This window comes from Marinithermofilum abyssi (genome assembly GCF_014641195.1).
GTDB lineage: Bacteria > Bacillota > Bacilli > Thermoactinomycetales > DSM-45169 > Marinithermofilum > Marinithermofilum abyssi.
The window spans coordinates 1-19,435 of record NZ_BMHQ01000010.1; the positions used below are offsets into that span (position 1 = coordinate 1).

Here is a 19,435-nt window from a genome sequence, read left to right on the forward strand (position 1 = left end):
GAAAGATGTCTGGTGATGATAGCGGAGGGGAACCACCCGTTCCCATACCGAACACGGAAGTTAAGCCCTCCAGCGCCGATGGTACTGAGGGGGAGACCCCTTGGGAGAGTAGGACGTTGCCAGGCATCCTGCTCCATACGGAGCGGAAGAAAATACCTGTTGCAAAGTACAGCAGTACGATATATAATATACCTTGTCCGTTGAAAAACGGAACGCAATAATCCTCAGTAGCTCAATGGTAGAGCGCCCGGCTGTTAACCGGTAGGTTGCAGGTTCGAGTCCTGCCTGAGGAGCCATGCTCCCATAGCTCAGTCGGTAGAGCGCTTCCATGGTAAGGAAGAGGTCACCAGTTCGAGTCTGGTTGGGAGCTCCATCAAGGCCCGTTGGTGAAGCGGTTAACACACCAGCCTTTCACGCTGGCATGCAGGGGTTCGAATCCCCTACGGGTCACCATACAGCGCCTTACGGCGCTCACATCATGGACGGTTAGCTCAGCTGGGAGAGCACCTGCCTTACAAGCAGGGGGTCGCAGGTTCGAGCCCTGCACCGTCCACCACTTGTGGAGGGATAGCGAAGTGGCCAAACGCAGCAGACTGTAAATCTGCCGGCTCTGCCTTCGTAGGTTCGAATCCTACTCCCTCCACCATCTTGATGGGGAGTAGCCAAGTGGTAAGGCAACGGACTTTGACTCCGTGATGCGTAGGTTCGATCCCTACCTCCCCAGCCAAATTTATATGAGCCATTAGCTCAGTTGGCAGAGCACCTGACTTTTAATCAGGGTGTCCCAGGTTCGAATCCTGGATGGCTCACCATATGCGGAAGTGGCTCAGGGGTAGAGCACCGCCTTGCCAAGGCGGGGGTCGCGGGTTCGAATCCCGTCTTCCGCTCCAAACAAAGAAGCTCTCGTAAGAGAGCTTTTTTCTTTTGTGCTGAATCGGGAATATAAAAAATTTTTTATAAACCGCCTTGATTACCTATTCACCAAGTGCCTTTGTTGGAAAGGGATCCGATGTTTATGGCCATCTGGATGGTGTTTTTAACAATCTAGAAAAATGCGTACGGTTCGGTGGTTTTGTCGATGTCGTTCTTTTCTAGGGCGGTTGGAAAGACCTGTGAGGATGGGGAGTGTCTTGTTGGAGAATGATAATTATGCAAACTGCAAAGGACAGCTCATCTCGTTACCCCAAAAGGAACCGACGGTGTATGCTACAATAAAAAGCGTTAACAAGCGAAATCACTCGCGAAGGAAGACGGGGGTAGAACGAATGACTGCACAAACCAAACAACCGATTTCCATTGTGGGTGTGCCCATGGACCTTGGTGCTGGACGTCGCGGAGTCGATATGGGGCCCAGTGCGATCCGATATGCTTCTGTAAAGGAAAAGTTGACTGGGTTAGGCTATCAAGTGGAGGATCGAGGCAACTTGCATGTCCCCACACCGGAGTCTCATGAAGAGGGCGATCAACAGCTGAAATATCTTCGCGAAATCACTACTGTGAGTGAACAGTTAGCCCAGGAAGTATCCACAATCAAGGACAACGGCCGCTTTCCTTTGGTGTTGGGCGGAGATCACAGTATCGCCATCGGTTCCATTGCCGGCTTGGCGAAGCACCATCGACAAATGGGTGTGATCTGGTTTGATGCGCATGGCGACCTGAACACGGCTGAAACAAGCCCATCGGGGAATATCCACGGCATGTCTCTAGCGGCTTCTCTCGGGTTCGGGCATCCGGACCTGGTGCAGTGTGCAGGCTATGCACCAAAGATCAAGCCCGAGAATGTGGTCATCATCGGCGCTCGTGAATTGGATCCGGGTGAGAAAGAGCTTATTAGGAAGCAGGGCATTCGCGTTTTTACCATGCACGACGTGGATCGTATGGGAATGGGTGCTGTGATGGAGGAAACCCTGAATATCGTGACCAATGGTACGGACGGAGTCCATCTCAGCCTGGACTTGGATGGGTTGGATCCCAATGACTGTCCGGGTGTTGGAACCCCCGTCGCCGGTGGTTTGACATACCGGGAAAGTCACTTGGCTATGGAAATGCTGGCGGAGGCGAATGTACTGACTTCTGCCGAATTTGTCGAGGTAAACCCGATTCTCGATTCCAGCAACCGCACCGCCAAAGTAGCTGTAGCCTTGATCGGATCCGTTTTTGGCGAGAAAGTACTTTAAAATAAAAAACGGATTCCAAGCAACTGGAACCGTTGAAGGGATTTTGGAGTGAAAGGAAGCGCCGGACAACCTTGCACGTCCATATCCGTAATAACGCACCTTTCAATTGCTTAGGGAACCGGTCTTTTTGTGAAGGATGGGTTGATGCCGTGGTCAGCGGCATGGGTCAGGTAATGAAAAGTGGATACATCCTTCTGCATTACAATGAGCCGGAGATGGACGTTGAATAGGTATCAAGTGATGAAATGATTCACGAGAATCCAGGGCTATTCGCTGGTCAGGCGATGGCCCTTTTTTGATTGGAAAGAACTTGGGATTGTCCGGCGGTTTTTCTATGATAAAATAAGGGTAATGTATAAAAATACAGAGGTCAATACTTTTTACACTTTTCCAACGGGATTTTCCTATCTCAAGATATCTGTTACAATACTTTAAATCCCTTTTTCCACCTCTCTCGGCTTCTTTCCGTAAAAACCCCTTGTGAATAAGCAATATGTTCCAACAAGAGAAAAAAATCGAAACATTTGTTTCCATCTTATTTTTGAATATTTCCGTGTGAGAGGTGATGTGATACATGCGTCAACAGCAAACTGCGCGTACTCAGGAATTGGAGAAAGACCATCCTTTACGTAAAGATGTTCGCTTTCTGGGGAACATTTTGGGCGAAGTGTTGGTAATGCAGGGAGGACAGGCTCTCTTGGATCATGTAGAAAGAATCAGAGAGATGACCAAGGAGTTGCGTACTTCCTGTCGACCCGAGAGGCTGGAGGAGTGTAAAGCACTGATCCGGCAGCTTACTCCTGAGATGCGGCGGGATGTGATTCGTGCATTTGCTCTCTATTTTCAGCTGGTCAACATCGCCGAACAGAATCATCGGGTTCGCCGACATCGGGAGTATCGCAGAGCCAAGGAGGGTGAGCCGCAACCGCACTCCATTGAAAGTGCTGTTCGGGCATTAAAAGCCCAAGGGTTGACCGCGGATCAAGTAGAGGAGCTCCTGGATCAGTTGTACTTGGAGTTAGTCATCACAGCCCACCCGACGGAAGCGGTACGGCGTACCATTTTGGATATTCACCATCGGATCGCTGAAAAAATGGCGAAGCTGGATGATACGCTTCTGACGGAACAGGAACGCGATCAGATTCGAGAGGAATTGCGGGCGGAGGTTCTTACCCTTTGGCAAACCCATGAACTGCGCCAACGAAAGCCCACCGTAATCGATGAAGTGCGCAACGGGCTCTACTACTTGGATGAAACCTTATTCGAGGTCGTGCCGGAAGTTCACAGAGAGCTGGAACATTCCCTTCATCGTCACTATCCGGAACGGGATTGGCATGTTCCCTGCTATCTCCGTTTTGGTTCGTGGATTGGGGGAGACCGGGACGGCAACCCTTCTGTTACCCATGACGTGACATGGCGGACGTTGGAAATGCAACGGGAACTGGTGATTTATAAATACGAACAGTCCTTGTACTCCCTTATTCAAAAGCTGAGTCATTCTACCCGCATTGTACAAGTGACGCATGAACTCTTGCAGTCCCTGAAAGCGGATGAGCAGGAAGTGACTCTGGGGGATATCGGAGAAGGGGAATGGCGCAACGAGGATGAACCGTATCGCCGGAAATGCACCTATATGTTAGCCCGCCTTCGTCATACACGAAAAGGTCATAAGGAGCGGGGCTATTATGCCGATGCGCGGCAGTTCTTACAGGATCTCCAGATGATTGATCGCAGCCTGCGCACCCACCACGCCCATGCCATTGCAGACGGCGAGCTGGCTCTGTTGATCCGCCAGGTGGAATTGTTCGGGTTTCACTTGGTCACTCTGGATATTCGGCAGGATAGCGGCGAACACGAAAGCGCCCTGACCGAAATCCTGGCCAACCTGGGTATTGTGGAGCGGTATGATCAGCTGGGTGAAAAGGAGAAAGTCAAGCTGTTAACGGAGCTGTTGGCGGATCCACGCCCGCTTACCTCTTCCTTTATGGAGTTCTCTGAAGGAACGCGGGAAACCTTACACCTGTTCCAAACAATCGCACGGGCGAAAAAAGAGTTTGGTCAGGATGTGATCCGTAACTATTTGATTTCCATGACCCAGGGAACCAGCGATTTGCTGGAAGTGGTGTTGTTTGCAAAAGAAGTGGGGCTGTATCGTCTTCATGGGAAACAGAAAACATCGGAACTGCATGTAGTCCCCTTGTTGGAAACCATCGACGATCTGCATCATGCCCGGGAAATCATGGAGAACTTCTATCAGCATCCTTGCTATGTGCCAGTCGAGATAGGCGGACGCAAAGTGCAGGAGATTATGCTCGGCTATTCCGACAGCAACAAGGACGGCGGCATGCTAACGGCCAACTGGGAACTTTTCCGGGCACAAAAAGATCTGTTTCGCTTGTCGCAAAAATACGGGCTGCATGTTCGTTTCTTCCATGGACGTGGCGGAGCGTTGGGCCGTGGTGGCGGGCCGCTTAACCAAAGCATCATGGCACAGCCGCCGGAAACCTTGGCAGGCGGCGTAAAGATCACAGAGCAGGGGGAAGTGTTATCTTCCCGGTATGCACTGAAACCTATCGCCTACCGGAGCCTGGAGCAAGCGACTTCAGCTCTGTTGACATCTGCCGCTTCCATATTTACCGGAGAGATCGCTGAGCCGAACCCGGAATGGACCGATGTGATGGAAAAGGTCTCCGAGGCTTCCCTGAAAAAATACCAACAACTGGTGTTCGATGATCCCGGCTTCCTCGACTTTTTTAACGAAGCCACTCCCTTGCCGGAAATCGGGGAGCTGAAAATCGGTTCCCGCCCGACACGCCGTAAAAACAGCCGAGCCTTTGAAAACCTGCGGGCGATTCCATGGGTGTTCTCTTGGACGCAAAGCCGCAATCTATTCCCCGCTTGGTACGCAGCAGGCACGGGCCTGGCCGGGTTTGCAGAGGCAAGTCCGGATGGTTTGAAAACATTGCAACGGATGTATCAGGAGTGGCCTTATTTCCGCTCACTGGTGGACAATCTCCAGATGGCTCTCGCCAAGGCGGATTTCGTGATTGCAAAAGAATATTCCACATTGGCTACGGACCCGGAGGTTCGGGATCGGATTTATCGAACGATCGAAGAAGAATACCGGCGGACCCGGGAAAGCGTGTTGGCGATCACCGGTCAGGAAGAGATTCTGGATCATATCCCGGTGATTCAAGAGTCTATCCGTTTGCGCAATCCGTATGTGGATCCTCTCAGCTTTATCCAAGTACATCTGCTGGGTGCCCGACGCACGGAAGCGGGAGATCCGCATCCTGAACAACTGGAAGATGTACTTTTGACCATCAACGGGATTGCTGCTGGCTTACGCAATACAGGATAAATGAAAGACCCGATAGGAAGTAAAATGCCGGGGACTCGCCGAAATTTGCAAAAGAATGTAGTTTTTTAATGAATGATCCGCTGATACCTTTATAAACGAAATATTTTCCTAACAAGGAAAAGGAGTAAAGGTGAGGAGCTGGATCACCGTAACGAGTAAAGGTCTCCTGTTTCAGGAGGCCTCTTCTCTTTGGGAATGCAGGATATCAAGGACAGATCAGGCGAGGTCTCACCATGGGCGGCAAGGAAGGGGAGGGCGATGGGTATCATCGAACTTTTAAGCCAGAATTGCACGGGGAGATTCATTAGCGTCAAGTCTGTGATAATGCTGCGTGATATGAACCAACTGCCTTTGGCTACGATCGGATGGACCTTACATCTTCCTGTGACGCCGGTCAAGACGCGGGTGCATCGGGGGAAGAGAGGCTTTACGCAACCGTTTGGCTTCCTCACTGTAGGGCATTTCATTTTTTCGCCAGATATCGCATAATGAAAGTGAGGGAGGAATTTCGGGCGGCAGACTGGTAGCATACTACATGAGAGAAGGAACGGACTGATGGAGGGGCTCAATGGATGTACTGGATGGAGTAACCCAATATGTCAGCGACATTGTCGACATACTCATAGTGAGCTATGTCATCTATAAATTGCTGCTGTTGCTGCGGGGAACCCGTGCCGTCCAACTGCTCAAAGGGATTTCCGTGGTGATCGCCGTTTGGATGATTGCGAGCTTTTTTCGATTGTCCACCTTGCAATGGCTGATGGAAAACCTGTTTTCTGTCGGCGTGATTGTGGTGCTGATCATTTTCCAGCCAGAGTTGCGGCGGGCTCTGGAGCAGTTGGGGCGCGGCGGCTTTTTCAGCCGCAGTGTGCAGCTTGATGAACAAGTGCTCACCAAAACGGTTGGCGAAATTATTAAGGCGGTCTCCCATCTGGCTAAACGCCGAATCGGGGCTCTCTTGGTGATCGAGCGGCGAACGGGGCTGTCGGATTATATTGAGACCGGCATTCAGTTGGAATCCAAATTGGGTTCGGAACTGCTGATCAATATCTTCCTGCCGAATACCCCGTTGCATGATGGTGCTGTCATTATACGTCACAACCGAATTATGGCTGCGGGCTGTTATCTGCCTCTGTCGGAAAATCCCTTTATCAGTAAAGAGCTGGGGACCCGACACCGAGCAGGCATGGGAATGAGCGAGGTATCTGATGCGCTGTGCATCATTGTTTCGGAAGAGACGGGACAGATCTCCCTGGCCATCCAAGGTCAGTTGGAACGGGGGCTTTCTGAGGAAGAGCTGTTGTCCCGGCTTTACGAAGAGCTAAAACCCCCTGCAAAAAACAACAGCTTCTGGTTGAAAAAGGGGGAGAAAGATGGATAAGTGGCTGCAAAATAACAATATGATCAAATTGATCGCGCTTTGCTTAGCCGTTATGTTGTGGCTGTCCGTCAACGATGCCACTTTGACTCTCCCCCGGGAGCGGGAAGCTTCCACCACGATCCGAAATGTGACGTTGGAAGCGCGGTATGATCACGATCGGTATGATGTGATCAAGATGCCGCAGACGGTGGATTTGTCCCTGCGCGGAGACCGGTTTGCCATGAACATGGTCTCTCCGGAACGATACAAAGCGTATGTCGATTTGACCAAAATGGGCGCCGGCGTGCATAAAAATGTCCCCGTACGTGTGGAAGGACTTCGCGGCGTAGAGGTGGAAGCACGCCCGGCCAAAGTCGATGTGGTCATGGAAGAAAAGCAGCAGAAAGAAATGCCGGTAGAAGTGGATGTAATTGGAAAGCCGCATCCCGACTATAAGGTGGGTGAACCCATCGTTCAGCCGATGAAAGTGCTGATCCAGGGATCGGAGTCTCTCTTGGATGAAGTGACGGCAGTGAAAGCCGTGGTGAACGTCGAGGGAGCCAAAGAAACCATATCCAAATCGGTCTCGTTACAAGTATACGGGGAAAACGGCTTGTTGGAAGAAGCAGACGTCAAGCCGGAGGTGGTCGACGTCAAGGTTCCAATAGCCAGCCCCAATGCGGTGGTTCCTTTGAAAGTGGATATCGGCAAATATCCTCCCGCTGGCTATGCGGTGCAAAGTATTTCCCCCAATGTGGATGAAGTCACCGTATACGGGCCCAAGGCATATGTACTGGGGCTGGATTATTACCTGGGGCCGAAGCTGGATTTGTCCGATGCCAATAAGGACCGCACGTATGAACTGCCGTTGCCGATTCGGGGAGACGCAGTCAAAGTGGAACCGGAAAGTGTGGAAATCGCTGTGGACATCGTCAAGGGAGAAACGAAAAAGATCGACGATGTTCCGATCAAAATCAACGGCCTGGAAGAGGGGGAACAGGTTGGTTTTATCCAACCTGCAACCCAAAAAGTGGATCTGACACTGTTTGGTGCACCTTCTTTGCTGGAAAATGTAGATCGCGGGGATATAGAAGCCTATATCGACGCCGGAAAGCTATCTACAGACGTACAGGAAGTACCGATACAGGTGAGTCTTCCGAACTACATTCGTCTCAGCGGGGACTTGGATTTGAAAGCGAAGGTGCAATTGACGCGATAGACAGGGATTTTGAGGAGGAGAATCATGGGTAAATATTTCGGAACGGACGGGATCCGCGGAGTAGCCAACCGGGATCTGACCCCGGAATTGGCTTACCGACTGGGGCGTGCCGGCGCTTTTGTCCTGACGAAAAAAGCGGGCGCGGAGGTACGTCCCCGGGTGGTGATCGGCCGAGATACCCGGCTGTCCGGTGAGATGTTGGAATCTGCTATCATCGCAGGCATGTTGTCCATCGGTGTGGATGTGATTCGACTAGGTGTAATATCCACGCCGGGTGTTGCCTATTTAACACGTGACTTGGATGCCAGCGCCGGTGTAATGATTTCAGCCTCTCACAATCCTTTTGAAGATAATGGAATCAAATTTTTTGGCGCAGACGGTTTTAAACTGCTGGACGAAATGGAAGAGGAAATCGAATCTCTTTTGGATGAACCGGAAGATCAGCTTCCCCGTCCAATCGGAGCTGAAATCGGCCGGGTGGAGGATCGTTTTGATGCGTATCAACGCTATCTTTCCCATCTGAAATCCACCATCCAAACAGATTTGTGCGGCATGCACATTGTAGTGGATTGCGCCAATGGAGCTGCTTCCAAATTGGCCCCCCAGCTGTTGCGGGATTTGGGTGCTGACGTAACCGCTCTCTACGATGATCCGGACGGAACGAATATCAACGTCGATTGCGGCTCCACTCACCCTGAGCAGCTTCAGCAACAGGTGGTACAGCGGCAGGCCCATCTGGGAATCGCCTTTGACGGGGATGCCGACCGCCTGATCGCCGTGGATGAGCAAGGCAACCTGGTGGATGGTGACCATGTGCTGTGTATTTGCGGTAGCTTCATGAAAGAGGCCGGTGAGTTAAAAGGCGATACGGTGGTCACCACCGTGATGAGCAATATCGGCCTCTACAAGGCGTTGGAATCGATGCAGATCGCTGCCAAACAGACCAAAGTGGGCGACCGTTACGTGATGGAAGCGATGCGGGAAGGCGGCTTCAATCTCGGAGGCGAACAATCGGGTCACATCATCTTCCTGGACCACAATACCACCGGAGACGGCATGCTGACAGCATTGCAATTGCTGCAGGTGGTGAAGGAGAAAGGGGTTACCCTGAGCCAGCTGGCCCAGATGATGACCAAGTATCCGCAGATCCTGGTCAATGTCCGGGTCAAGGAGAAAGAAGGCTGGGATCAGAACGAAGCGATCACTGGGAAAATCAAGGAAGTGGAAGCCGCTCTCGGTTCTGACGGCCGGGTGTTGGTTCGTCCTTCCGGCACGGAGCCATTGATTCGCGTGATGGCAGAAGGTCCGGATGAAGCAGTACTGAAGCAGTATGTAGACAGCATTGCTAACGTGATTCGGGCGGAGATTGGTGAAGATTAAAAGGAAGAGAAGATACGCGGTAAATGGCCGGAGCACGGCTCCGGCTGTTTTCGCTTTTTTGCCCTTTACAAAAACGGATCACTTGAATAGCATAGTAATATGTGATTGTTAAGGAGGTGGTTCTGGAAAAATAAGGGTTTTGCGACGAGGGATTCAGAACGGTTGGAAAAGCGCCAGGACTGCGGTGGGGCCGCAGTTGACGAGGTGGAGGTTTATCGAGGATTCGGCGGATACCTCCCGGCTCGCATCGGAGCCGAGGAGCCGGGGCACAAAGGGACGGGGTGACCCGTTCTACAAAAGCTTCGGCACGATGCATCCAGGCATGGTAAGGGACGATCGGACAACGAGAGTACTTCATAAGAAAGCGGAGCCAAAGATCATACACCACAGGGGCGCCGCTTTCACCAAAAGAAAAAGAGAGATGAGCGGCGTGCCCGTAATGTTTTAGGGGGTTTTGAAACCAATGTGCGGTATTGTAGGATATATCGGGCCTAAAGCGGCTCAAAACATTTTGCTGGAAGGTTTGCGTAAGCTGGAGTATCGCGGGTACGATTCCGCAGGCTTGGCTGTTCATAACGGCGAAAAACTGGACGTAGAAAAAAAGGAAGGACCGCTGGCTTCTCTGGAAGAAGCGCTGGGTTCCCATCCGCTGCCGGGACAGTTGGGTATCGGCCATACCCGCTGGGCTACGCACGGCAAGCCTTCCGATGAAAACTCGCATCCCCATGTGGACGCCAAACAGCAATTTGCGGTGGTTCATAACGGGATTATCGAGAACTATCTCGAATTGAAAGAAGAGCTGGCTGCCAAAGGATACACCTTCTCTTCGGAAACGGACACCGAAGTGATCGCCCATCTGTTGGCCGACTTGTACGATGGGGACCTGGTGTCCACCGTCCGCAACGCGGTGAAACGGATGGAAGGGGCTTATGCTCTGGGTGTCATTCATGTTCAAGAGCCGGATAAAATGGTGGCAGTCCGCTTGGCCAGTCCCTTGATCGTCGGTGTGGGGGAAGGGGAAAACTTCATCGCCTCCGACATCCCGGCGATCCTGGATCACACCCGTAATGTATACGTGCTGGAAGACGGCGAAATGGCCGTCATTACCCGGGACGGCGTGGAGCTGTTCACCACGGACGGCGAACCGGTTCAGCGGGAGATGCTCCATGTGAAGTGGGATGCCGTCACCGCGGAAAAAGGCGGCTACGAACACTTCATGCTGAAAGAGATTCATGAGCAGCCCAAGGCGATCCGTGACACCCTGGCCGGACGCATCAAAGAGGGGATTGTGGACCTGTCCCAGGAAATCTCCCTCACAGCGGAAGAGTTAAACGGCATCGACCGGATTCATTTTGTGGCGTGCGGTACCGCTTATCACGCCGGGCTGATCGGAAAAGCCGTCGTAGAACGGCTGGCCCGGATTCCGGTGGAAGTGGATGTGGCTTCCGAATACCGTTACCGCAACCCGATCATCACTCCGTCCACCCTTGTTGTCGTCGTCAGCCAGTCCGGTGAGACGGCGGATACCTTGGCCGCTCTGCGGGAAGCGCAAAAAGCGGGCGCCAAAGTGCTGGGGATTACCAATGTGGTTGGCAGCTCCGTCGCTCGGGAAGCGGACGAGGTGCTCATGACCTGGGCCGGACCGGAAATCGCAGTGGCTTCCACCAAAGCCTACACGTCTCAGCTAATCGCCATCTACCTCTTCGGCCTGTATCTGGCCCGCATTCGGGGTACCCGGAGCGAGGCGCAGCTGAAAGAAGCGACTGAAGAGCTTCTCCGTCTGCCGGAAAAAGTGGACAACGCCCTGAGCGATGCAGATACCATCAAACAATTTGCCGAGCAGATCAAAAACCACGACAACCTGTTCTTCATCGGACGCGGTCTGGATCATGCGGTGGTGATGGAAGGCTCCCTCAAGTTGAAGGAGATCTCCTACATTCATTCCGAAGCCTATGCTGCCGGTGAACTGAAACACGGGACCCTGGCCCTGATCGAAGAGGGGATTCCGGTAATCGCACTGGCCACCCAACAAGACATCTTCGACAAAATGGTGTCCAACATCATCGAAGTGAAAGCACGTGGCGCTCATGTCCTCGGTCTTGCTCAAGACGGAGACACCGAGCTGACCAAATCCGTGGATGAAGTCTTCACCATCCCGCAAACCCTGCCGCTCTTCACTCCGGTGGTGGCGGTTATCCCGTTGCAACTGTTGGCCTACTACACCAGCGTCGCCCGCGGCCTGAACGTGGATAAACCGCGGAACCTGGCCAAGAGTGTGACGGTGGAGTAAGAGAATAGAATAGATTGAGTTTTACTGATCGTGAACTGCACCCCTTAAAGTAGACACAGGAAAAACCCCTGTGAGAACGAACTACTTAAAAATCAAAAGGGGTGCATTTCTTATGGAAATAAAAGGGAGAAGTTAAGTTTTGCGCCCAATGGAGTTTCACAAAAGGTTGGTGTGACATGAGATCTGTTGAGGTTACTAACTACAATTTCGATTGGCCCAAACAATATACCGCAGAAGCTGAGGAGGAAAAGATGTTAATACAATCCGAATATGCTCAAAATATAATGTTGGTGTGATATATAAAAGGGATTGGCATTGGTATGTAACTGAAAAGGACTGGTGGTTTTTAGATAAAGTAAAACAGAAAAATGCGTTTATTGATTTGGGCTATGGCCATCACGATTTAGGAGATGGATCCGAGCGATTTGGAATTGATGTTTTAGATGAGACAACTGCAAAGGAATTTTTACAGTACATAGAAGAGTATCGCGTGGAAAGTAAGGAACTGAGCAAAATGATCTTGAAGTTGAAAAACGTAAATCATTGGGATGATATAAGTGATTATTGTCCGTCCTTGCTGGTTGATTTTGATCATCAACAGCTATACTCCTTATTCCCCGAACCAGCTTCATTTGAAAATTATGTACCTGAGGGTTGGTTAGGAGTATACAAAAATTTCTTAGATAAGGTTCCGCGAGAACAAAGATACTGGATAATTAATGGGGAGGATTATTTCAAACCATTTTTTGGTTCAGATTAAACTTGCTCATAGGGGTAAAAAGCTGGGGAATAATTTATTTGGGAGACATGTTATCGTCCTTCCATTGGACATTTTGCTATTCATAATGGGTATAAGTTGGATTGATGTGATGTATCGTTCTGGATGGGGAACCAAAGAAGATCAGGAAATGATCTTGGCTGTTAAAATAAAACGCTCGGCATTTGATCTCGTATTAAACAAAGCTGTTCATACACGTTACGACCCGGATATTTACCCGATCATGGCCGTCATGAATCCGTGATTGGAGATACCGATCAAACATCTCGGGGTACACCTCTTCATCATCTTCCAGAAACACGATGGCACCTTCCAAATTGATTAGGCGTTGTAACTCTCTCCCTTCCTTTCCATTCAAATACTTAGGTTTAAGTGGTGACATCACTTGGCTAAGGGACAAGTATTGGGCTATCAGTAATCGAATTGGAGCCTTTTTAACACTTCCTGTTGCACCATTTTCTTTTGGAAATGAGCCAAAAACGCTTTTTTCTACGCAATCCCAAACAGCTTGTTGGGTTTATTTTTATTGGAATACCTTTAATGTACCTATGTTATTCCTTTTATATCTCAGTCGGAGTCCTGTTTAAATCGGTGAAAATACTATGGATATTATGATTGAGCTGTTAGATCTAACACTTTGACGCCACAATGGTGGCGCTGTTCCTACCCCTAAATGGCCATTTATTTTACAAAAATCGCCCTCTCCCCTCTCATATCAAGGGTTGAAGGCGGTTTTTCACATTAGGTACTCTTTTTTACGTTTCCGGTCTAACTATGGTGGTTCTCGGGAACCGACTGCCCCTTTCTTCAGCGGTTCCTCCGTTTTTTACGCCATGTTCTCCACCGTTCCCTCAAGCGCGGAACCCAATGCATCATTACTCCACCCAAGCCGGTCAGAAAGATGCCCGTAAGCACCAACCACCCCACCGCCGGAACCCAAGCCAGGTGGGCCAACAAAACAGCCCCCAGAATCAGTGTTTTCCAGCGCGCATCAGTCAACCAATTCAAGCGTTCCGAAACGAGGGTTCCGGCATGGATCGCCAAGGTGGCGAATCCGATGCCGATCGCAATCATCAGGCCCACCATGAGAGCTAAGACGACCGGAATCCCCACGATGGATATGCCAAGCAAAAACGACACTGCCGCGGTAATCAACACCGTCAAAAAACCCATCCAAAGCGATTTCCACGGAGCCGTCGTCACATGTTCCTGTGTCTGGTCCAATTCCCGCCGCAAAAACGCATCAGCGAGTACCACCAGGGAGATTATTCCGATCAATGTGGGAATCCACGCGGCCACGGAGCCCATTCCTCCCCTTCTTCCGTGATTCCAATCCCCGGCCGCATGTCCATGGAAATGCGAATTCTTCATGCCTTCATCCGGCATGCCGTGCTTTCCCGTCCAACCGTGCCAACCGAAGGAACCGTCCCCATGCGGGGCTACTGTTCCAAACACATGATGGGCCAACGAGCCCCGTTCCAAGAAACTAAACCCCAACAATAAACCGGCCGCCAAAACAAGGATCAACAACCCTGAAATCCATCGATTCACAATATTTCCTCCTTACTTTGCTTAGGTTGCCTTGACCGTCCTCCACCAGAAAGGGACTGTGACCAGCATACAAATGATCGCAAATCCTACCCCACCGATCGGTGTCAAAGAAGCCACCCATTGAATCCATGGTCCCAAAGCATCCAGAGACATTTTTGCCCCCATGCTTTCCCAAACGAGGGGGGAGACCTCCCAAAATCCGGCCACCGGTTGCAAAAACCATGGAACGATCGCATCCTCCAAGGGATCAAGCATCCCGGATAGTTCCAAAAAACCGGACCAGAGGATCACCCCCAAAAGCAGGGTCAACACCGAAACCATACCGCTTCCCAACATTCCCGGCAGAAGATCCCTCCGGACCATATCCCTTTCGGGAGGGTTTTCTCGTATCAGGTCCGAACGCCGTAGAATTTCCTCTGTCAAACCCGGAGGCGATGATTCCATCGACAATGCCGAGAATAGGACGTTGTCAAGAAACCGCATTTCTTCGCATTGTTTCCTGCAATCTTCGCACACGTCGAGGTGTTCCGCTATCTGTTCACGGATTTCGGCCTTTAATTCGTCATTTAAAAAGGCATCCAGGTGCGGTCGGAGACGATCGCAATGTTTATTTCCCTCCATCGATCTTCCCTCCTCTCCAAATCGGATCGAGCCAGCTGCGAAGACGGGCTTTCGCCCGGTGAATCCGTGTCCCCACCGTCCGTGCGGAAACCCCGAGAATCTCCGCGATTTCCTGATAGGAAAGCCCTTGTTGATAATGCAACACAATCACCGTACGGTACAGATCCGGCAACTCATCGACCGCTTCCCTGACGATTTGCCGGACTTCCTCCTGATTTACGACAACAGCCGGATCCTCTGCCCGTGGGTCGTTTCGTATATGTGCAACTTCTTTCCAGGGTTGGTTTATACGTCGTGTCCGTTCCCGCTTCGCCCGGCGAAGCTGATCCAACAAATGATTGGTAGCAACCCGGTAAACCCAGGTGGGCAGCCTCGATGAATGACGGAAGTTCTTTAAGCTGGAGTGGATCTTGATGAAGATATCCTGAGTCGCATCTTTCGCCTCGTCGGGATCCCGCAACATCTTGAGAGCCAGGTTGTACACACGATGTTGATGGGACCGGACAATGTCGGAGAACGCTTCCGGATCCCCGTTTTTGGCCCGTTCCAGTTCCCGTTCCACCAACTCCACACCTTTTCTGTTTTTACTTATTTAGACGACGGAAACCGGTTTATTATTTCATCGGGAACGGATCCTTCCGAAAAAAATTCCCTTATTACCAGATTTCCCGCCACGACTGATGAAATGAAAATACAAACGTTGACTTAAAGTTCAGAGCAGCCCGTACCTCAATAATATTACCATCACAAAAACGGTACGGGATGAAATTTGACGCCACAGGCAAGGTGCCAACCGGGGCATTGGGTTGCAAACCGCAAAAGAATTGGCCGAGCGGGGCATTCGATATCCCTTCCAAAGGGAACGGACAGCAACATCTTGGTCATTTCTTCACACGTATTTTCACATATGCGGAGCGTTTTAAGTACCCACCTGTAGTTATTGGTACCAGGTCTGGGAACGAGAGAGGGATCTGGCGTGACAAAACCGTACATGCTTCCTTCCCCGTGAACTGACTGGAAATCCTCCGGGAATGGTTTGCGCGCGGGAAGATCAGCGAAGAGGAATTTAAAGCAAAAAAGCGCAAACTGAAAGAGTAGCAAGTCTGGCCTTGCTTGCGTTCGGGGCAAGCAAGGCCCTTTTTATTTTCTCCGTAAACACCTTCAAAGAGGTGTGCTCATATATCTAATTTCTCGTGGTTCCAATCGGATTTTTCTACTTGAATCGTTGCATGTTTGATGTGAAACTGTTCTTCCACTTTTTGAATCGCTTGTTGCAGTATTTCTTGTTCATCCTGATCCTCTTGGACGAGAAGGTGGCAGCTTAAGGAGTTCAAACCGGAAGTGATGGTCCAAATATGCAAATCGTGGATATCCAGGACGCCGGGGATGGAGAGCAGGGTCTGCCTGACTTCTGTCTGATCGATGCCGGTCGGTGTTCCCTCCATCAAAATATGGATGGCATGGGATAGGACGCCCCATGCACTTTTTAAAATCAGTACAGCAACAAACAGACTGATCACAGGATCAGCCACATACCACGAGAATCCGAGCATCAGCAAGCCGGCGGCAATCGCTCCGACGGAACCGAGAGCATCTCCGAGAACATGTAAGTACGCACTGCGCACATTTACGTTTTCATTTACATCCCCCTTTTTGAGCAATATCCATGCACTTGCCAGGTTGGCTGTCAAACCCAGCGCGGCGATCACGATCATCGAACCACTGGCTACCTTCGGAGGATGCAAAAAGCGCTGGATGGCTTCCCAAACAATGAAGCCGGCAATGGCGAACAATGTGATCCCGTTAAACAGGGCCGCCAAAATCTCGAAGCGGTAAAATCCATAGGTTTTTTGCGGAGTAGGCGGTTTGGAAGCAAACCGCATCGCGATCAGACTGAAGGCCAGGGAACTCGCATCGCTGAGCATATGGCCGGAATCGGAGAGAAGGGCCAAGCTTTGGGTGAGAATCCCGCCAACAAACTCCAATACCATAATGCCTGTTGTGATGGCCAAGGCGATGGTCAGTCCTTGCTTGTTTTGTTCGCGTTGTGGACCATATTCGTGTTCGTGATGGTACATGGGTAAGTCTCCTCTCGTACCATTGATTTTTCACAAAATCCGTATAATAAACACGTCCGGCTTTTTTGGATACCAAGCCCGCCTTTTGGGTTTGTCGGTCCTGTACCGGTCCTTGCTTGCAATTCCTGATGAAAAAGTCATATTAAAATGTTCATTTGATTATTGGAACAAAATGTGCCATATGCTATATTATATTCTAAAGAACCTTTGAATATAGTGCGATGCATTTCCCTGATACAAGAAAGGCGAATTCCGAAAGAAAGGAATGCAGACTATGGAGAATGTGACAGGGAAGAATCCCATCGATTCGTGCTGTAGCAGTTCCCGTTGTTCTTCTTCCGGTTCCACAGCGGTTAGTAAGGGATCTTCCTGTGGCTCTGATTCGACCAACCAAGAGGAGCCCGCTGCAGCATCTACCTCTAGGGATGACGCAGTGGAATTTGACATCGAAGGAATGGACTGCAGTTCCTGTGCGAAAAGCATCGAAAAGCATTTCCGCGCCCTGCCTTGGGTGTCTCACATCGAGGTGCACTTTGCTTCGGGGAAAATGCGGATCGCGCACGGGGGTACATTGGAAGGGGTTTTGAAGGAAATCCGTTTGCTCGGCTACCAAGCTGCCTTGTCTTCCCGAACCAAAGTCGGCAACAAGAAATCCTCTGTGTGGAAAAACAACCTCATGCTCCTGTCCGGATTCTTTTTGTTGTGGGGCTGGATATCCTCCTTTTTTCCATCGACAGCGGCATATGCCACCATGTTGTATGCCGTGTCGATGGTTATCGGCGGATGGAAACCAGCCCGAAGCGCGTATTACGCTGTAAAGAACCGTTCGCTGGACATGAATGCGTTGATGGTCGGCGCCGCAATCGGGGCCGTAGTGATCGGGGAGTGGCTGGAAGGGGCCGTTGTTGTCTGGTTGTTTGCCTTGGGTAATTGGCTGCAAAACCGGACGATGGAGCGAACCCGAAACTCCATTCGCGAACTGATGGATTTGGCTCCCGGCGAGGCTTGGGTCAAAACAGAGCAGGGATTAGTACGGAAGCCGGTCGAGAAAGTTCAAGTCGGGCAAGTCATTGTCATAAAGCCGGGGGAAAAGATTCCGCTAGACGGCCGGGTTACAACAGGAACCACCAGTGTCAACCAGGCACCGATTACGGGGGAATCCATCCCTGTCGATAAGGCCGTCGGGGACGAGGTTTACGCCGGTTCGGTAAATGAAGAGGGTTCCATCGAGGTAGAGGTTACCCGGTTGGTGCAAGACACTGCTTTGGCGAAGATTATCCACCTGGTGGAAGAAGCTCAGGAAAAACAAGCTCCAACCCAAAGCTTTATGGACCGATTTGCCCGGGTATATACACCGATTGTTTTCGGAACCTCTGTATTGTTGACTCTCATCCCCCCACTGTTGGGTGCAGGCGAATGGAAAGAGTGGCTGTACCGCGGGCTGGAACTTCTTGTCATTGCCTGCCCTTGTGCATTGGTGATTTCCACGCCGGTGGCGATTGTATCCGCGATCGGGAATGCAGCCAAAAACGGCGTGTTGATTAAGGGCGGCACCTATTTGGAGATGGCCGGCAAATTGAAAGCCATCGCCTTCGACAAAACAGGAACATTGACCGAGGGAAAACCACGGGTAGCTCAAATCATCGTCCCCGATACGGACGAAGAGAAGGTTTTGTCGATTGCCCGCACCATTGAAGAGCACTCCCGACATCCCATTGCTCAAGCCATTATCGAAGAAGCCGACCGGCGCGGGATTGCTTCACTGGGCGGTGCTGATCACAAAACCCTGGTCGGCAAGGGAGCGCAGGCTGCTGTTGACCAAAGGGTGTATTACGCGGGGAACGAAAAGCTGTTTGAAGAGAAAAACGTCCCCCTCGATGCATGGAAAAAGCATTTGGAAACGTTACAGAGTATGGGGCACACCCCGGTGTTGGTCGGAACGGATGAGGAGATTCTGGGTCTCATCGCCGTCTCGGACGTCATCAGAGAGACGAGTAAGGATACCATCCGTCGCCTAAAACAGGATGGAATTCAATCAGTCATGCTGACCGGAGATCAGGAGGGCACCGCAAGAAAAATCGCATCCGATGCCGGGTTGGATCAATACCATGCGGAGCTGTTGCCGGAAGAAAAAGTGCAGGCGGTGAAAAATCTGCAACAACAGGGCTGGAAAGTGGGCATGGTGGGAGACGGCATGAACGATGCGCCGGCTCTGGCTACCGCTGATTTGGGAATCGCCATGGGAGGGGTTGGGACCGATACGGCTATGGAAACGGCGGATGTGGTGCTCATGGCAGATAACCTGGAGCAATTGCCCTTTACCATTCGCCTCAGCCGTAAAGCGCTGACAATTATTAAGCAAAACATCGTGTTTTCCGTCCTCGTCAAGTTGGCTGCTTTGGCCTTGATCTTCCCCAATTGGCTGACGTTGTGGATTGCTGTGATGAGTGATACCGGAGCCGCCTTGCTGGTGATTCTGAACAGTATGCGATTGCTTCGCATGAGGTAGGGAGTTCGCAAATGAAGAACGGTTCTAACCGAAAGATCCATCTAAGACTTGCTCCCGGACCAATCCCATCTAATGATCTCTTCTATCCCATAACGACGGATAGAAGAGATT

15 protein-coding genes, 8 tRNA genes and 1 rRNA gene are annotated in these 19,435 nt (G+C 51.0%); 19 read left to right on the forward strand and 5 right to left on the reverse strand.

Features of this window, described 5'->3' with window-relative positions; genetic code table 11:
• Positions 1-8: 8 nt before the first annotated feature.
• From rrf to IEW70_RS13355, 17 genes are all read left to right on the forward strand, one after another.
• Positions 9-125 (forward strand): 5S ribosomal RNA (rrf, locus tag IEW70_RS13280).
• A 96-nt stretch (positions 126-221) separates the two neighbouring features.
• Positions 222-296 (forward strand) — tRNA-Asn (locus tag IEW70_RS13285).
• Between the two features lies 1 nt (position 297).
• Positions 298-373: transfer RNA gene (locus IEW70_RS13290), tRNA-Thr, on the forward strand.
• A gap of 4 nt (positions 374-377) precedes the next feature.
• Positions 378-453, forward strand: a tRNA-Glu gene (locus IEW70_RS13295).
• Positions 454-480: 27 nt separating this feature from the next.
• Positions 481-556 (forward strand) — tRNA-Val (locus IEW70_RS13300).
• A 5-nt stretch (positions 557-561) separates the two neighbouring features.
• A tRNA-Tyr gene (locus tag IEW70_RS13305) sits at positions 562-646 on the forward strand.
• 6 nt (positions 647-652) lie between these two features.
• Positions 653-727 (forward strand) — tRNA-Gln (locus tag IEW70_RS13310).
• A 9-nt stretch (positions 728-736) separates the two neighbouring features.
• A tRNA-Lys gene (locus IEW70_RS13315) sits at positions 737-812 on the forward strand.
• A gap of 3 nt (positions 813-815) precedes the next feature.
• Positions 816-890, forward strand: a tRNA-Gly gene (locus tag IEW70_RS13320).
• A gap of 375 nt (positions 891-1,265) precedes the next feature.
• Positions 1,266-2,177, forward strand: a complete 912-nt coding sequence (gene rocF, locus IEW70_RS13325; protein WP_188648416.1) for an arginase — start codon at positions 1,266-1,268, stop codon at positions 2,175-2,177.
• A 574-nt stretch (positions 2,178-2,751) separates the two neighbouring features.
• Positions 2,752-5,538: a phosphoenolpyruvate carboxylase gene (gene ppc / locus IEW70_RS13330; RefSeq protein WP_188648417.1), complete on the forward strand. Its 2,787-nt coding sequence runs from the start codon at positions 2,752-2,754 to the stop codon at positions 5,536-5,538.
• Between the two features lie 568 nt (positions 5,539-6,106).
• Positions 6,107-6,919 (forward strand): diadenylate cyclase CdaA, encoded by an 813-nt coding sequence (cdaA, locus tag IEW70_RS13335; protein WP_188648418.1) that lies wholly within the window; start codon positions 6,107-6,109, stop codon positions 6,917-6,919.
• The gene (locus tag IEW70_RS13340; protein WP_188648419.1) at positions 6,912-8,117 is read left to right on the forward strand and encodes a CdaR family protein; all 1,206 of its coding nucleotides are present in this window, start codon (positions 6,912-6,914) and stop codon (positions 8,115-8,117) included. Before cdaA ends, IEW70_RS13340 begins: the two co-directional genes overlap by 8 nt.
• 24 nt (positions 8,118-8,141) lie before the next feature.
• A complete protein-coding gene (gene glmM, locus IEW70_RS13345) occupies positions 8,142-9,497 on the forward strand; it encodes a phosphoglucosamine mutase (protein ID WP_188648420.1) in 1,356 nt (451 codons plus the stop codon).
• A gap of 162 nt (positions 9,498-9,659) precedes the next feature.
• A complete protein-coding gene (locus tag IEW70_RS18175) occupies positions 9,660-9,782 on the forward strand; it encodes a hypothetical protein (protein WP_268234877.1) in 123 nt (40 codons plus the stop codon).
• A 178-nt stretch (positions 9,783-9,960) separates the two neighbouring features.
• Positions 9,961-11,787, forward strand: a complete 1,827-nt coding sequence (gene glmS, locus IEW70_RS13350) for a glutamine--fructose-6-phosphate transaminase (isomerizing) (RefSeq protein WP_188648421.1) — start codon at positions 9,961-9,963, stop codon at positions 11,785-11,787.
• Between the two features lie 292 nt (positions 11,788-12,079).
• Positions 12,080-12,547: a hypothetical protein gene (locus IEW70_RS13355; RefSeq protein ID WP_229751991.1), complete on the forward strand. Its 468-nt coding sequence runs from the start codon at positions 12,080-12,082 to the stop codon at positions 12,545-12,547.
• Between the two features lie 193 nt (positions 12,548-12,740).
• Here the strand turns inward: IEW70_RS13355 and IEW70_RS18180 are convergent, their stop codons facing one another.
• From IEW70_RS18180 to IEW70_RS13375, 4 genes are all read right to left on the reverse strand, one after another.
• Complete coding sequence (locus IEW70_RS18180) at positions 12,741-12,866, reverse strand: hypothetical protein (protein WP_268234878.1); 126 nt, start codon at positions 12,864-12,866, stop codon at positions 12,741-12,743.
• Between the two features lie 506 nt (positions 12,867-13,372).
• Positions 13,373-14,116, reverse strand: a complete 744-nt coding sequence (locus IEW70_RS13365; RefSeq protein ID WP_188648422.1) for an EI24 domain-containing protein — start codon at positions 14,114-14,116, stop codon at positions 13,373-13,375.
• Between the two features lie 21 nt (positions 14,117-14,137).
• Positions 14,138-14,737, reverse strand: coding sequence for an anti-sigma factor family protein (locus tag IEW70_RS13370; RefSeq protein ID WP_188648423.1), 600 nt, complete (start codon positions 14,735-14,737; stop codon positions 14,138-14,140).
• Positions 14,724-15,299, reverse strand: a complete 576-nt coding sequence (locus IEW70_RS13375; RefSeq protein ID WP_188648424.1) for an RNA polymerase sigma factor — start codon at positions 15,297-15,299, stop codon at positions 14,724-14,726. The genes IEW70_RS13370 and IEW70_RS13375 overlap by 14 nt, the downstream gene beginning before the upstream one ends.
• A 458-nt stretch (positions 15,300-15,757) precedes the next feature.
• On the opposite strand from IEW70_RS13375, the gene IEW70_RS18545 reads away from it, so the two are divergent.
• The gene (locus IEW70_RS18545; protein ID WP_373285975.1) at positions 15,758-15,835 is read left to right on the forward strand and encodes an SHOCT domain-containing protein; all 78 of its coding nucleotides are present in this window, start codon (positions 15,758-15,760) and stop codon (positions 15,833-15,835) included.
• A gap of 77 nt (positions 15,836-15,912) precedes the next feature.
• On the opposite strand, the gene IEW70_RS13385 is transcribed toward IEW70_RS18545, so the two are convergent.
• Positions 15,913-16,815 carry a cation diffusion facilitator family transporter gene (locus IEW70_RS13385; RefSeq protein WP_188648425.1) on the reverse strand — a complete coding sequence of 301 codons (903 nt, stop codon included), beginning with the start codon at positions 16,813-16,815 and terminating at the stop codon, positions 15,913-15,915.
• Positions 16,816-17,089: 274 nt separating this feature from the next.
• On the opposite strand from IEW70_RS13385, the gene IEW70_RS13390 reads away from it, so the two are divergent.
• Positions 17,090-19,324, forward strand: coding sequence for a heavy metal translocating P-type ATPase (locus IEW70_RS13390; protein ID WP_188648426.1), 2,235 nt, complete (start codon positions 17,090-17,092; stop codon positions 19,322-19,324).
• The last annotated feature ends 111 nt before the right edge of the window (positions 19,325-19,435 follow it).